The organism is uncultured Campylobacter sp. (genome assembly GCF_947255105.1).
GTDB lineage: Bacteria > Campylobacterota > Campylobacteria > Campylobacterales > Campylobacteraceae > Campylobacter_B.
Genome location: NZ_CAMYFP010000001.1, coordinates 220,802 through 236,454, shown reverse-complemented (window position 1 = coordinate 236,454; position 15,653 = coordinate 220,802). Strand labels below are relative to the sequence as shown.

At 37.0% G+C, this 15,653-nt stretch carries 14 protein-coding genes; 3 read left to right on the top strand and 11 right to left on the bottom strand.

Translation table 11 applies throughout. The annotated features are described in order from the left end of the window. Positions 1 to 2 precede the first annotated feature (2 nt). Entirely contained in the window at positions 3 to 1,025 is a 1,023-nt protein-coding gene (locus Q0X52_RS01245; RefSeq protein WP_297573800.1) for an aminopeptidase P family protein, read from the bottom strand. After that, the gene (gene aroQ / locus Q0X52_RS01240) at positions 1,018 to 1,500 is read right to left on the bottom strand and encodes a type II 3-dehydroquinate dehydratase (RefSeq protein ID WP_297573799.1); all 483 of its coding nucleotides are present in this window, start codon (positions 1,498 to 1,500) and stop codon (positions 1,018 to 1,020) included. Before aroQ ends, Q0X52_RS01245 begins: the two co-directional genes overlap by 8 nt. A gap of 84 nt (positions 1,501 to 1,584) precedes the next feature. On the opposite strand from aroQ, the gene Q0X52_RS01235 reads away from it, so the two are divergent. Together Q0X52_RS01235 and sppA are read left to right on the top strand one after the other, a co-directional pair. Next, positions 1,585 to 2,829 carry an aminofutalosine deaminase family hydrolase gene (locus tag Q0X52_RS01235; RefSeq protein ID WP_297573797.1) on the top strand — a complete coding sequence of 415 codons (1,245 nt, stop codon included), beginning with the start codon at positions 1,585 to 1,587 and terminating at the stop codon, positions 2,827 to 2,829. Further along, on the top strand, positions 2,813 to 3,667 hold the full coding sequence (sppA, locus tag Q0X52_RS01230) for a signal peptide peptidase SppA (protein ID WP_297573794.1): 855 nt from the start codon (positions 2,813 to 2,815) through the stop codon (positions 3,665 to 3,667). The genes Q0X52_RS01235 and sppA overlap by 17 nt, the downstream gene beginning before the upstream one ends. Before the next feature lie 49 nt (positions 3,668 to 3,716). On the opposite strand, the gene hemE is transcribed toward sppA, so the two are convergent. From hemE to polA, 9 genes are all read right to left on the bottom strand, one after another. Next, positions 3,717 to 4,739 (bottom strand): uroporphyrinogen decarboxylase, encoded by a 1,023-nt coding sequence (gene hemE, locus Q0X52_RS01225; RefSeq protein WP_297573792.1) that lies wholly within the window; start codon positions 4,737 to 4,739, stop codon positions 3,717 to 3,719. 15 nt (positions 4,740 to 4,754) lie between these two features. Further along, positions 4,755 to 5,264, bottom strand: a complete 510-nt coding sequence (locus Q0X52_RS01220; RefSeq protein WP_297573789.1) for a YqhA family protein — start codon at positions 5,262 to 5,264, stop codon at positions 4,755 to 4,757. Next, on the bottom strand, positions 5,261 to 5,989 hold the full coding sequence (locus tag Q0X52_RS01215; protein WP_297573787.1) for a hypothetical protein: 729 nt from the start codon (positions 5,987 to 5,989) through the stop codon (positions 5,261 to 5,263). Before Q0X52_RS01215 ends, Q0X52_RS01220 begins: the two co-directional genes overlap by 4 nt. Before the next feature lie 3 nt (positions 5,990 to 5,992). Continuing rightward, positions 5,993 to 7,015 (bottom strand): aspartate-semialdehyde dehydrogenase, encoded by a 1,023-nt coding sequence (locus Q0X52_RS01210; RefSeq protein WP_297573784.1) that lies wholly within the window; start codon positions 7,013 to 7,015, stop codon positions 5,993 to 5,995. Between the two features lie 2 nt (positions 7,016 to 7,017). After that, entirely contained in the window at positions 7,018 to 9,516 is a 2,499-nt protein-coding gene (gene gyrA / locus Q0X52_RS01205) for a DNA gyrase subunit A (RefSeq protein WP_297573780.1), read from the bottom strand. Between the two features lie 66 nt (positions 9,517 to 9,582). Beyond that, complete coding sequence (locus tag Q0X52_RS01200) at positions 9,583 to 10,149, bottom strand: ComF family protein (RefSeq protein ID WP_297573777.1); 567 nt, start codon at positions 10,147 to 10,149, stop codon at positions 9,583 to 9,585. Next, positions 10,146 to 10,658 (bottom strand): hypothetical protein, encoded by a 513-nt coding sequence (locus tag Q0X52_RS01195; protein WP_297573775.1) that lies wholly within the window; start codon positions 10,656 to 10,658, stop codon positions 10,146 to 10,148. The genes Q0X52_RS01200 and Q0X52_RS01195 overlap by 4 nt, the downstream gene beginning before the upstream one ends. A gap of 15 nt (positions 10,659 to 10,673) precedes the next feature. Further along, the gene (gene lepA, locus Q0X52_RS01190) at positions 10,674 to 12,464 is read right to left on the bottom strand and encodes a translation elongation factor 4 (protein ID WP_297573773.1); all 1,791 of its coding nucleotides are present in this window, start codon (positions 12,462 to 12,464) and stop codon (positions 10,674 to 10,676) included. Positions 12,465 to 12,587: 123 nt separating this feature from the next. Next, positions 12,588 to 15,218, bottom strand: coding sequence for a DNA polymerase I (gene polA / locus Q0X52_RS01185; RefSeq protein ID WP_297573770.1), 2,631 nt, complete (start codon positions 15,216 to 15,218; stop codon positions 12,588 to 12,590). A 105-nt stretch (positions 15,219 to 15,323) separates the two neighbouring features. On the opposite strand from polA, the gene Q0X52_RS01180 reads away from it, so the two are divergent. Continuing rightward, a complete protein-coding gene (locus Q0X52_RS01180; protein ID WP_297573767.1) occupies positions 15,324 to 15,638 on the top strand; it encodes a hypothetical protein in 315 nt (104 codons plus the stop codon). Positions 15,639 to 15,653 lie beyond the last annotated feature (15 nt).

The window sequence follows — 15,653 nt, the reverse complement described above, 5'->3', positions numbered from 1 at the left end:
ACTTAACTAAAAACCTCACAACCCTCTTTTGTCACAACAACCACATCTTCTATGCGCACTCCAAACTCACCCTCCAAATAAATCCCTGGCTCCACACTAAAGACCATTCCCTCTTTTAGGATAGTTTTGCTACTTGGCGAAATAAATGGAAACTCATGTATATCTATGCCAACGCCATGTCCTGTGCTATGAAAAAACTCCTTTTCATAACCTGCTTTTTTGATAAACTCTCTTGCCACCCTATCTACATCCAAGGCCAAAACTCCTGGCTTAATGCTCTTTATCGCGGCAATTTGCGCCTCTTTTACTATCTCATAAATTTCTTGTTTTTTGGCACTTTTAAATTTCTGCTCTTTAGAAAAGTTTAAATTCTCATCACAAAAGGCAGTTCTTGTTCTATCTGAACAGTATCTTTTATACTTAACTCCAGCATCAAACAAAAGTAGGTCGCCAAATTTAAGAGACTTTTTAGTTGGTAGTGCGTGAGCTTTGGCTGCGTTTTCGTTGATAGCAACTATTGGACTAAATGAAAGTCCCAAAGCACCTCTTTGCTTTAAGATAATCTCGGCGTTAAAAAATAGTTCCTCTTCGCTAAAAGAGTTGCCATTTTTTATAAATGCGGCAAACTCATCAAATGCATCGGCGCCAAATTTAGCCGCCTTTTTCAAAAGAGCAATCTCATCTTTTCTCTTTATAATGCGCTTTTGTTTTGAGTAGTGCGGCTTTGAGATAAACTCTAAATTTAGCTCTTTTAGCTTGGAAAAGTCACCATAACTAAAGTCATATGGATCAAAGATGATTTTATCTACAGCTGTTTTTTTAAGAAGAGTAGCGGCCTCATCAATAAGACTGTTTTTTATCTCTACAACTTCTATATCTTTAAAAAAACTCCTAGCTTCTATGCTATATCTTTTATCTGTGATAAAAAACTTTTTGCCATCTAACTTTAGAAAAAGTCCATTATCACAACTATAGCCACACTCATAGTAAAGTGCGCCCTCATCTTGCACTATGTAGTTATTCATCTGCTGCTTTTTGCTCTTGGCTTCTAGCCTTGATTATTTTGATCTGCTCAAAAATTTGAAACATTCCAATGAGTGCTAAATGATATCCAACTGGCCCAAAACCGCTGATTTGTCCTGCTGTAACTGGCGCGATAAGACTTTTTTGTCTAAACTCATCTCTTCTTGCAATGTTTGTAATATGTATCTCAATAGTTGGGATTCCAACTGCAAGCACTGCATCTCTTATGGCAATAGAGCTGTGTGCATAGGCGGCTGGATTGATGATGATGCCATCTGCTGTTCCTAAACACTCTTGAATTTTATCTACAATTTCGCCCTCATAGTTGCTTTGAAAAAACTCAATCTCTACATTGTTTTGCTCTGCTGCATTTTTCATCTGCGCATGAATCTCTTCAAGCGTCATATTGCCATATAAATTTGGCTCTCTATGACCCAACATATTTAAATTTGGACCTTGAATTACCATTATCTTCATCTTGCACCTCTTGTAATAAATTTAAACTTTTATTATACTTTAATTTAACTAAATTTTTGCTACAATTTGAAATTAGGAGCGAAAATGAAGATATTAAAAGCCCGTTATTTGCTACTTTGTGATGATAAATTTAGCATATTAGAAAACAGCGCTGTTGCCTTTGACGAAGAGATAAAAGAGGTTGGGGATTTTGAAAAGTTAAAAGAGAAATTTCCAAAGAGTGAAATTTATGAGTTTGAAAATGATATCGCTATGCCCGCACTTAGCAACCTTCACACTCATCTTGAGTTTAGTGCCAACTCAACAACTCTAAACTATGGTAGTTTTTTGCCGTGGGTAAAAAGTGTCATTGAAAACAGAGAGACTCTTTTTGCAAACTCAAATGAAGCGATAGTTCAAAATGCCATAAAAAACATTATAAAAAGCGGAGTTGGGACAATTGGCGCCATCTCAAGCGCAGGCCTTGACCTTAAACCTTGCAAAGAGAGCTTAGCAAGAGTTGTCTATTTTAATGAGATTTTAGGTGCCAATAAAAATAGTGTAGAAAAGAGCTGGGATGATGGAATGAGGCGATATGAGATGGCAGCAGCACATCAAAGCAAGACTTTTATGCCATCAATTGCAATTCATGCGCCCTACTCAACTAGCAAAGAGTTGGTAAAAAGGGCAGTTAGCTTTGCCAAAGAAAACAACTTAGTTTTATCCGCACACTATCTTGAGAGCAAAGATGAAAAAATATGGCTCCAAAAAGGAGATGGTGGCTTTAAAAAATGGCTCTTAAATTTCACAAAAGAGCCAAAAAGCGACTTTACAAAAGATGAGTTTGTAGAGCTTTTTTATGGTGTTAAGACTCTTTTTACCCACTGCGTCTGGGTAGATAACTTTGGGATTTTTGATAAAGACAGCCACTCGGTAACTCACTGCGCTTTTTCAAATAGACTTCTTAGTCAAAAATCACTCTCTTTAAAAAAGCTCTTAAAAGCCAAGCTAAATTTCACAATCGGTACTGATGGGCTTAGTTCAAATATAAGCTTAAACTTGCTAGATGAACTTAGAGCAAATCTTTTGATATTTAAGGAGTTTGATGTAGTTTGGCTTGCAAAACTGCTAATACTTGCCTCAACCAAAAACGCAGCAAAGGCGCTAGGAATAAAAAATGGTGAGATAAAAGAGCGAAATTTAGCTGATTTTGCTATCTTTAAGGGCTTTAAACCATACAACAAAGAGCAAATTCCGCTACAATTAATACTCCAAAACAAAGAGGCAAAAGCGGTCTTTGTTGGTGGAGAGCTTATATATAAAAAGGAAAATAATGAAAAGTATAATTAAGTTTTTTGCAGATATCCTAAAGTCTATTATCAAGTTTTTTTTGATTGTTTGTATAATCGCCATCGCTGTTAGCGTCATAATAGCTCCAAAAGATGAGCAAAGTACCGCAAACCTTGCAAGGCTAGATTTAAAAGATGCGATACTGGATAGTGAAGAGTTTTTGCAAGCGGCTGAAACTCTCTACAAAAATGACAATATAAAAGGGGTGCTACTTTTTATCGATAGTCCTGGTGGCGGACTTTCGCCTAGTTTTGAGATTGCTATGGCGATAAAAAGACTAAATGAAAAAAAGCCTGTAGTTGCATATGCAAGTGGAACAATGGCAAGTGGCAGCTATCTTGGTGGTGTTTGGGCGAAAGAGATTTATGCAAACAAAGGGGCGTTTATCGGCTCTATTGGCGTTATTATGCAGGGCTTTAATATACAAGGGCTAGCAGACAAGATAGGTATAAAAGAGCAAATCGTCTCTGCTGGCGAGTATAAACAGGCAGGAACCTTTATGCGAGAATGGACAAAAGAGGAGAGACAAAGTGTGCAAGAGCTTACAGATAAAAGCTATGAGCTCTTTACAAATGAGGTGGCAGAGGCTAGAAATTTAGATATCAACAAAAAGGATGAATGGGCAAATGCACGGGTCTTTTTGGCAGATGACGCCAAAACTCTTAAGCTAATAGACGGCGTTGCAACTTATAGTGATGTTAAAAGCAGAGTTGAAGAGTTAAGTGGCGTAGAGAGCCCAATATGGCAAAAAGAGCCAATGATTGACCGCTTGGTTGGGCTACTTAGTAAAAATATCTCAAGTAAAATAGTCTCATTTTTTATGTTAAATGCAAGATAAATTAAATTTGAAAGATAGATGGTCTTTGCTCTCCATCTATCTTTTTAAATTATCTTTTTGAACTCTCTTGAACTAGCTTTATAAAGTATTTAGCATTGGCAACTGGAACATCTGGAAGTATGCCGTGACCTAAATTGAATATATGATGATGCCCCTTCATACTCTTTAAAATCCTCTCAACTGCCTCTTTTGTAGCCTCTTTGCTATAAAGTCTGCAAGGCTCCATGTTGCCCTGTAGTGTATATCTATCTCCTAAAATATCTCTTGTAAGCTCAATAGGTGTGCCCCAATCAACTCCAAAAACATCAAAATTGCCATCTATCTTATCTAGATAAGAGCCAATTCCTTTCGGAAAAACTATGATAGGAATCTCTGGATAGCGCTCTTTTAAATAATCGACTATCTCTATAATATATCTCCACGAAAACTCAAAAAACATCTCTTTTTCAAGTGCTGCTGCCCAACTATCAAAGATCTGGATAGCATTTACTCCACTTTTGATCTGTCTTTCAAGATAGAGCTTTGTTGTCTGAGTCACTTTGGCCAAAATTTGATGTAAAAACTCTGGATCTTGATATAAAATCTTCTTGCACTTTGCATAATTTTTAGTGCCACTTCCCTCAATCATATAGGTTGCAACAGTCCAAGGTGAGCCACTAAAACCAATAAGCGCCTTATCTTTGCCTAGCTTTTCTCTAGTTAGCTTGATAGTATCATAGACATAAGTTAGCCTATCTACAGCTTTGTCAATATCTAGTCTGTCTAAATCGGCTTTAGTTTTGATAGGTGAGTTAAAAACAGGTCCCTCGCCCTTGATAAACTCCAAGTTCATTCCCATCTCAAGCGGAATAACCAAAATATCACTAAACAAAATCGCCGCATCAACACCAAGAATATCAACTGGTTGAATGGTAACTTCACTTGCTTTTTTATAATCTTTGCATAAATTTAAAAAGCCACCAACGCTTTGCCTTACTGCCATATACTCAGGCAGATATCGTCCCGCTTGCCTCATCATCCAAACAGGCGTATAGGCAACATCTTTTTTAAAACACGCATCTACAAATATCATCTCTTCTCCTTAAATTTAATTTTCACTTCCCTTATGAAGAAAATAAAGTCCAATGCAAAGTGCTAGTATAGATAGCGCTAAGTAGCCCATCTCAAGTGGTGTTTCAAATTTGGCGTGAAGCACTCTTTGAAAGAAATTTACAATAAGCACCATAACTATAACTTTGCCAATCTTATCTTTTAGTTGATCTAAGCTCTTTATCTCCAAAACTTTTGAGTGTTTTGAACTCTTCATAGGCTCAATTTCGGAGATAAAAAGCTCATAAATCCCAAAACTAAAGATAAACAAAACCAAAGCCATCAAATAAAGATCGATAGCGCCGACTATTATGCCAACGGCATCTGAGTGCAAATCTAGGCTTTTGTTGCCATTGATAAGGTACTCCCAAGCACCAAACATAACATTTAAGATATCATAACTTGCGATGACAAAACAGATAATGGCGCCAATTAAGCCAAAAATTACAGGCAAAATTGTAACAAATCTCGAACTCCAAAGAACTTTTTCAAAAATTCTCTCAATCATACTTTTAAAATCTCTCCACTTATCCTAAAGCCAATAAACCTCTCAAACTCTTTGTAAATTTCAACAAAAAGCTCTTTGTTGCTTGGCTGAGTTAGCCTAAACTCGCTTTTTTTACCAATCAAATTTAAAACAACACAAGCTGCCAAACTTCCGCTCGCACAAGCACTTTCATAAAATAAAGTATTGATATCTCTAACAAAAACAACGGGCTTTAAAAAATCCTCAAAAATATTTATAAAACCGCTTGCCCTAAGAGTATTTAAATTTAGACTTTTTATCTTTTCAAAGCCAAATTTCTTATACTCATCGTCGCTTTTAAACTCTAATTTTTCTAAATTTACTAAGTGGGTAATGCCGTCCAAACTCACCAAATACTCAAATTTACTAAGCTTTTTTACGCTAAATTTATTGCTAAATTTGGACGCTACAAATATGCCAAATTTATCCTTGCCACACTTAAAAACCTCATCTAAATTTCTAACATTGACCTCATCAAGATTAAACTTATCCATATAAAAAAGTCCAGCGCACCTTATGGCGTTGATACAGCGCTCACCGCCTGCCATAACAAGCCTAAAGTCGCTATCCACAAAGCCAACTTGCTCTATGGAGCTATCACTTTTCATAATCTTTTCGTTTATAAAAAGTCGCTCTTTAACCAAAAAACCCTCATCTTCTACAAGCGCAGTTGGATTGCCAGAGGGGATAAAGAGCTGATATTTCATAGACTAGTTATTTTCAATCCACTTCAAAGCTATCCTTACTGCGTTGGTTGCAGCTCCTGTTCGTATCTGATCGGCACTGCACCAAAGATGAAGAATCTTATCATCAAAAAGATCTCTTCTTATACGCCCAACAAAGGTATAGTCCGTGTTGGTGGCAATAATTGGCATAGGATAGAGGTTGTTTTTATTGTCATCTACAACTTTTACACTTGGCGCATTTTTCAAAATCTCTTTTACATTTTCAACTGAAAAATCTTTTTTAAATTTAATAGTTATCGCCTCGCTATGACTTCTAAGAACTGGAACTCTAACACAAGTTGCAGAGATGGGAATGCGTTTGTGCAAAATCTTGGCACTCTCATCAATCATCTTCATCTCCTCTTTTGTATAGTCATTTTCCATAAAAACATCGATGTGAGGGAAGAGATTGAGTGCTATTTGATGAGGAAAAACATCGGCCTTGCTCTCATCTAACTTAAAGGCAAAAAACGCCTGCATCTGTTCTACTAGCTCATTCATGCCCTCTTTGCCAGCACCGCTTACTGCTTGATAGGTGCTAACATCAACTCTTTCTATATCAAAAGCATCATCCAATGGCTTTAAGACTTGAACCATTTGGATAGTTGAGCAGTTTGGATTGGCGATGATACCGCTTGCTTGCCAACTATTGATATCTTCATAGTTGCACTCTGGCACCACTAAAGGAACATTTTCTTGCATTCTAAAGTGGCTTGTGTTGTCAATAACCAAAGCGCCACTCTCCACTGCATAAGGGACAAATTTAGCTGATACTCCTCCACCTGCACAAAAAAATGCTATATCTATTTCATTTTCATCAAAGCTGCTTGTGGTTAACTCTTGGACCTTATACTCCTTTTCGCCAAACTCTATCATCTCTCCTGCACTTCTAGCACTTGCAAGCAGCAAAAGCTCTCCAACCGGAAAGTTCATCTCTTGCAAAACTAACAAAAGCTCCTCTCCAACGGCTCCTGTTGCGCCAACTACTGCTATGTTGTATCTTCTCATCTCTATACCTCGCCAATCTCACTAATATCTGCTAAGTCAATCTCATCTTCTGTTTTTGGACAAATTGCGATATTTACAACCTCTTCACCATCAACATCAACAACCTTTACTCCGCTTGTGTTTCTGCCTGCTTTGCGTATGCTTTGCATATCAACTCTTATCATCTTACCATTTGTAGTAAGCGCCATTAGATCCATCTCATTATCAACTATGACAATGCCTACTAAATATCCTGTTTTGGTGGTTAACTTCATGCAAATTACACCGCTTCCGCCTCTGTTTTGAAGTCTATATTCATCAGCTGTAGTTCGCTTACCTATACCATTGCTTGCAACACTTAAAATCTCTTGCAAATCACTATAGATAACAGCAGCACCTACAACTTGATCGCCATCTTCTTTAAATCTAATAGCTTGCACGCCTCTTGCAACTCGCCCTATCTCTCTTACATTTTCTATGTCAAATTTGATACACATTCCCTTTTTGGTCACTACAAAGAGCATAGTTGGCTCATTTTCTGTTCTATTTAGTGTGCTATCTACAATCAAAGCTGTTACAACTTCGTCATCATCATCTAAATTTATAGCTCTTATACCAACATTTCTTATGTTTGCATATTCGCTCAAATTTGATCTCTTTACAACGCCTTTTTTGGTGAAAAAGACCAAAGACTTGCTGTCGCTAAAGTCTGTCGTAGGAATAATAGCCATAATCTTTTCATCTTGTGCAAGGTTGATTAGATTGACTACTGCCTTGCCTTTGGCGGTTCTGCTTCCCTCTGGAATCTTATAGACCTTTAGCCAATAAAGCTGTCCGTGGTCTGTCACAAACATAAGAGTATCGTGAGTATCGCAGATGAAGAAATTCTCTATAAAATCATCATCATAGGTAGTTACTGCAACTTTGCCTTTACCACCTCTTCTTTGTCTTTCGTAAGTTTTGGTTGGCACTCGCTTGATGTAGCCTCTATGAGTAATAGTTACTACCATATTTTCATTTGGAATGAGATCTTCTATCTCTATCTCATCGTAGTCATCAACTATCTCTGTTTTGCGTGGGCATTTAAATTTGGACTTGATATCCAACAACTCCTCTTTTATAGCCGCCTCTATAAGCTCTTCGCTCTTTAACATCGCCTCAAGCTTTTGGATACGCTCTAAAACTTCTTTTAACTCGGCTTCAATTTTTTCTCTCTCTAACCCAGTTAAACGTGCCAATCTCATATCTAGTATTGCATTTGCCTGAAGTTCACTTAAGCTAAATTTAGCAATCAAGCTATCCCTTGCAATGGCTGTATTTTGGCTATTTCTAATAGTTTCGATAACCTCATCGATATTGTCAAGGGCGATTTTAAGACCCTCTAAGATGTGAGCTCTTGCACGTGACTTTTGAAGTTCAAAAATTGTCTTTCTAATGACAATAGTTTTTCTGTGATTTAAAAAGAGATCTAAAAGCTCTAAAAGAGTAAATACCTTTGGCTCTTTGTTAGCAATAGCAAGCATTATGACACCAAAAGTTGCCTCCATAGTGGTTGATTTGAAAAGATTATTTAAAACAATCTCGCTCATCGCATCACGCTTTAGTTCAATCACAACTCTAATGCCATCTCTATCACTCTCATCTCTTACTTCAGAGATACCATCTATCTGCTTTTCTTTGACAAGATCGGCAATTTGCTCTATAAGCCTTGCTTTATTGGTTTGATATGGAAGTTCATCTATGACAATAATCTCTTTGCTACCTTGAGTCTCAATGTGAGTTTTGGCTCTCATCTTAACTCTACCTCTACCTGTAGAGTAGGCATCAACTATCCCTTTTTTGCCATATATTATCCCACCTGTTGGAAAGTCTGGTCCCTTTATGCACTCCATAATCTCATCTAAAGTTGCATTTTTGTTTTCAATTAGCAATAAAAGTCCGTCAATTAGCTCATCAAGGCTGTGTGGCGGAATGTTTGTAGCCATACCTACTGCTATACCGCTTGAGCCATTTAAGAGTAAATTTGGCACTCTTGATGGCAGGACATCTGGCTCCATCTCGCTTTCATCGTAGTTTGGAACAAAATCAACAGTCTCTTTGTCTATATCTTTTAAAAGCTCTTCTGCTAAAGGAGTCATTCTAGCTTCAGTATATCGCATAGCAGCCGCGCTATCGCCATCTATTGAGCCAAAGTTTCCCTGTCCATCAACTGTAGGTATTCTCATAGAAAAAGTTTGTGCCATTCTAACAAGAGCATCATAAACTGCTGTATCGCCGTGTGGATGGTATTTACCTATGACATCTCCAACAATTCTTGCTGATTTTTTATAACGATCTTTACTGCTTACACCAAGAACATTCATAGCATATAAAATGCGCCTATGAACTGGCTTTAGTCCATCTCTAGCATCTGGCAATGCTCTTCCTACAATAACACTCATCGAGTAGTCAAGATAACTCTCTTTTATAGAGTCTTCAACATCAAGTAGCTCGATATCTTCATCTATTATATTGTTTTGCATATTCTCCCTTATCAACCTTACTTAAAAGCTCTTATATTATCTAAATTTTGTTTGTTTTGTGCTTAATTATGTCCCTGCATCTGCCAAAACTATAGCGCAAATCACCTCCAAGCCCTCTTTTTGTAGCGCCTTTTTTGCTTGAAGCAAAGTCTCGCCAGTAGTTACAATATCATCAACTAAAATGATAGGAAAATTTGCCCTCTTTAGCACCTTAAACCCTCTTTTGTTTGCTTTCCTAAATGAGAGTGGTTTGCCACTGTAATGGACCTTATTTGTAGCTTTTAAAGAGTTATAAAGTGGCTTTAATTTGGAAGATGAAAGCTCTTTTGCAATGATTGCGGTATGTGAGTAGCCATTTTCTACGTGATCATCTATTGGAATTAGGTTAAATTTGCCCTCTAAAAGATCTAAGTTTATCTTACTTTTTGCTATCTTGCCCAAAGATTTATAGACAAAAGCGCCATAAATGTGATGTTTTGAATAGAGCAAAGGTTTTACTTCGCTATAGTAAAAGGCACTATAAATAACAAGATCATCTATCTGCCTTTTTAAAAAACTACCCCTTTGTAGATGAGAGGTGCAGCTTTTACAGATAAATCTAAAGCTAAATTTAGCGCAATTTAGGCATCTCACAGACTCTCTTTTATCTCTTTGGCACTTTCATCTACAAGATAGAGCAAAAGCTCATCAACGTTGGCTTTAAGAGTATCTAGGTCTGAAAAAGAGGAACACTCTCTCTTTGAGTGGGAGATCTTTCTTTTGATAATCCTATCTTTTTTCTTTATCATAATCCTAACAGAGCCATCTGTGATGAGATTTTTAGTTCGAAATTTAGAAAAAGAGAGCTCTGCTTTGTCTATAAAAACAGCAATATACTTGAAGTTTTTCTCGGTATCTACGCCAATGGAGTCAAGCTTTGATGAGAGAGCTTTGCTAAACCACTCGTCTAAATTTATATTGGTTGCAATCTTTTTTGTGGGCTGTCCATCTGATGAGAGCATCTTTACTACATAACTTTTATCGGCTCTATTGTCACTAACTGCCAAATTTGACTTTGGTGCTGCGCCATAATCTTTTAGTTCTATAGTGTTCGTGCTACATCCCACCAAAAACAGCGCTGCAAAAATATAGATAAATTTCATCCCAAAACCTTTAATTTAATCAATCTTTAAAACGCTTAAAAATGCCTCGCTTGGCAAACTTACCTTGCCGATGGCTTTCATTCTTTTTTTGCCCTCTTTTTGCTTTTCAAGCAGCTTTCTTTTTCGTGAGATATCGCCACCATAGCACTTTGCTGTTACGTTTTTGCCCATTGAGCGGACATTTTCACGTGCTATTATTTTATTGCCGATACTTGCTTGGATAGCTACTTCAAAAAGCTGTCTTGGAACGATATCTTTCATAGCCTTTACCAAGTCTCTGCCCTTTGACTCAGCCTTATCTTGTGGCACTATTATAGAGAGTGCATCCACGGTCTCACCAGCAACTCTTATATCTAGTTTAACCAAATCGCCCTGTCTATAGTCGGTCATCTCATAGTCAAAACTAGCATATCCTTTTGTGCAGGATTTTAGTTTATCATAAAAATCCATCACAATCTCATTCATCGGTATGTCGTATTCTAAAAGCACTCTATCGGTAGTTATATAGTCCATCTTTTTTTGAATTCCGCGCCTTATATTCAAAAGTGTCAAAAGGTTGCCAAGAAACTCAGTTGGCGTTATCATAGTTGCCTTTACATAAGGCTCTTTTATAAGCTCTATCTCATTTACAGGTGGAAGCTCGCTTGGATTTTGAATTTTAAGCATATTTCCATCTGTTTTATAAACTTCATAAGTTACAGTTGGCGCTGTAGCGATTAAATCAAGATCAAACTCCCTTTCTAGCCGCTCTTTTACAACTTCCATATGAAGTAATCCCAAAAACCCAACTCTAAACCCAAAACCAAGTGCTGCGGAGGTTTCAGGCTCATAACTTATAGAACTGTCATTTAACTGCAACTTTTCTAATGCGTCTCTTAAGTCTTCAAATTTATCAGTTTCTATCGGATAAATTCCTGCAAAAACAAATGATTTTGCCTTTTCAAAGCCAGCTACTGGCTCGGTGGCTCTGTTTTTAAGAAGAGTTATAGTATCGCCAACTGCAACATCGCTAACATCTTTTAAGCCCATCACCACAATGCCAACTTCGCCACTTCTTATCTCTTCTGTTTTAGTTGGAGATACTGGATTTGGATATAAAAGGTCAAGCACTAAATGCTTTTTGCCAGTCCCCATAACTAAAACTTCATCATTTTTACAAAGTTTGCCATCATAGACTCTAATAAGAGCCAAAGCACCCAAGTAGTTATCAAACCAACTATCATAAATAAGTGCTTTTAGTGGCTTTTTGTCATCTGTTTTTGGTGCTGGAATACGCTTGATGATGGCCTCAAGTAGCTCTTTTATGCCAACGCCTGTTTTTGCACTCACCTCTATAGCATCGCTGCAATCAAGCCCAATAACATGCTCAATCTCCTCTTTTACACGCTCAGGGTTTGCTGCTGGAAGATCAATTTTGTTTAAAACCGGAATTATCTCAAGGTTGTGTTCAAGCGCTATATAAACATTTGCAATAGTTTGAGCCTGCACACCCTGGCTTGCATCAACTACAAGGATAGCTCCCTCGCAACTTGCAAGGCTTCTACTAACTTCATAACTAAAATCAACATGCCCTGGAGTGTCTATAAGATTTAAAATATAATCTTCTCCATTGTGCTTATAATCAAGTCTTACACTTTGGGCTTTTATGGTGATACCACGCTCTTTTTCGATATCCATAGTGTCCATAACTTGGGAGCTCATCTGTCTTTTACTAACAGCGTTGCACTCAGTTATAAGCCTATCTGCTAAGGTGCTTTTGCCATGATCTATGTGAGCTATTATGCTAAAATTCCTAATATTTCTCATGTTATCCCTATAAATTTATCTTAGTTGCTAATTATACAAAAATTTAAACATTTTAACTAACTAACAAATGCTCTTATTTTGGCTAATTTGATGAAATTTAAGTGCTAAATTTCAAACATCAATTTACTTTAGCTGCGCCCAATTTTTGGCTATATTTAGACTTGTAAGAAGCGGAACATTTAACTTATAAATGTTCTCCATCACGCTCTTTGCAAACTCGCCAAACTCATTTGCCATCTCATCTTTTACCTCAAAAATAAGCTCATCGTGAATTTGTAAAAGCAGTTTTTTATCACTATTTAATGTTGGTTGCAACTTTAGCATTGCCATTTTTATAATATCGGCCGCACTTCCTTGAAATTTAGTGTTGGTAGCCTCCCTTTCATACATGGCAACTTGCATTGGGTTGGCTTTGCTAAAGTCAAAGCTTCTCCTTCTGCCAAGTAGCGTTGTGATGTAGCCATTTTGTTTTGCCTCCTCTTTAAGAGAGTCTAAAAACTTCTTTATCGTGCCAAAGGCTGCAAAATATCGCTCGATATACTCCAAGGCCTCTGCTCTTTTTATCCCTAACTCACGAGATAGTTTGTTAGCGCCCATGCCATAAATTAATCCAAAATTTATACTCTTTGCTATGGCTCTTTTCTCATCGTCACTTACACCAAATATAGAGATAGCTGTTCTTGCATGTATATCTTCGCCACTTGCAAAAGCCTTTAAAAGTGCCTCATCTTTGCTAAAGTGCGCCAACAGTCTAAGCTCTATCTGTGAGTAGTCAAGCCCAACAAAACTATAGCCCTCTTTTGCTATAAAGCACTCTCTCATCTCCTTTGCCATACTTCCTCTTGCTGGAATGTTTTGTAAATTTGGATTTCTACTAGAAAGTCTTCCTGTGCTTGTGCCTGTCTGTAAAAATGTAGTATAAATTCTGCTGTTTTTATCATCCTCTGAAAGTTTTAGAAGTGGCTGCGTGTAGGTACTTTGAAGCTTGTAAATTTCTCTGTAATCAAGCAAAAGATCAACTATTGGGTGAAGATCTCTAAGTGCAATTAAAACACTCTCATCTGTGCTATAGCCGGTTTTTGTCTTTTTTTGAGGTGGGAGATTTAGCTTTTCAAAAAGTATAGTGCTAAGTTGCTGAGTGGAGTTTATGTTAAATTTCTCTTCTGCTAACTGGTAAATTTCATCACTCAAGCTCTTTAACTGCCCATTGTTTTTTTCAATCAAAGCTCTTATCTTTTTAGTATCTATCTTGATACCCTCTTGCTCCATTGCCCTTAAAACATTGATAAATGGAAACTCAATCTTGCTTGCTACCTCTTTTAACTCATCGCTCAATAAGCTCATAAACTTATCATAAAACTTCAAAGTCACCCAAGCATCCTGGGCTGCATAGTTGCAAGCTTTGTTAAGCTCTACTGATGAGAAGTTTTCGCCTCTTTTTACCATACTTTCAAATTTAATCGTCTCATAACCTAGATATCTAAGTGCCAAAGGATCCATTCCAACTGGACTTTGCGGATCTATAAGCCACGCTAGAAGCATGGTATCGCTGTAGTTTTGAGTCTTTTCTATCCCAAAGTTTTGATATATGACCTCAAAGTCAAATTTGAGATTGTGACCGATGATATGACTTTGAAAAAGCTTTTCTAGCGCCACTTTGGCATTTTGCATATCTATCTGCTCGCCAACGCCCAAATAGCGATGAGACAAAGGCACATAGTAACTATTTATGCCATCTATACAAAAAGAAAAACCAACTATTTTGTCATTTCTGCTATCAAGTCCTGTAGTTTCGGTGTCAAATGCAACTTTACTCTCTTTTGTAAGTCCATCTAAAAGCTCAAAAAGCTCATCTTTTTTGGTTAGTAAATAGGCGTTAAATTTGGTACTTTGGCTTTGGCTCTTTTTTATCTTTAGCTCCGAAAGAACTCTATTTAGCGAATACTCTTCTAAAATATCTGTTATTTTTAAGAGTGGATTGGAGCTAGGAAAGGTTGCTTGTTGCAAATCTATCGACTCTAAAGAGCTATAAAGTGAGGCAAGTTTTTTGCTTAGATAGGCTTCTTCTTTGCCGGCGATGAGATTGTTTTTTACTTTTTCATTTGAAATTTGCTCAATGTTTGCATAGATATTTTCAAGAGTTCCAAACTCATCAAGAAGCTTTTTTGCCCCTTTGTCGCCTATGCCTTTTACTCCTGGAATGTTGTCTGAACTATCGCCTGTTATTGCCAAAAAATCCCTTATCTGCTCTGGATAGACGCCATATCTCTCATAGCAACCAACTCTGTCATAAGTGATACTTTTTGATGGCGAAAATATTTTGACATTTTTATCAATTAGCTGATAGAGATCTTTATCATGCGAAACAATGGATATCTCTATCTCTTTGTCTTTTAGTGACTCAACCATACTAGCGATGATATCATCGGCCTCATAACCATCTTTTGCATAAGAGCAAAGTCCCATCTTTTCTATCATCTCAATGCAGACTGGAAGTTGTTTTAGAAGTGCGGCTGGCGGCTCTTTTCTATTTTTTTTATAGTTTGGATCGATTTTGCTTCTAAAGGTCTCGCCCTTGCTATCAAGAGCAAATATAATATAATCACTCTTAAAATCTCGCTCTAAGTTCATAATAAAATTTGCAAAACCATTTACCATACCACTTGGCTTGCCCTCTTTGTTTTGAAGATAGGGCATAGCATAGTAAAGTCGGAAAAAAAATCCAAAAGTATCTATAATCGTTAAAGTCTTCATTTTACACCTTGCTATAAATTTAGACTATAATAGCAAAAATTAACTCTTAAATTTGTAGATTGAAAAAATAGTTATATAATTAAACATTTTATAAAAGGAGAGAAGATGAAAAAATTAGTAGCGCTCACTATTGCTGGGCTTTTTCTATTGTCAGGTTGTGCGATAACCTCATCACAAAAAGAAGATCGCGTAATAACCTTTATGACAGAGCAAGGCTCATATGTACTAAAGGCTGACTCTAAAGATTTTGAAGACGGAACTCTATTTGCTCCAGATGGCAAAAGTTACAAAGTCAAAAATGCAGTCACAGCAAGTGGTATGAGAATGGTAGGAGACGGGGCTGAGGTTCATTTTAAAAAGAGTGATGGAATCATAACTATTGATGGCAAAGACTACCCTGTAAAAGATATAATATACTAAGAGTAAAGATGGCTA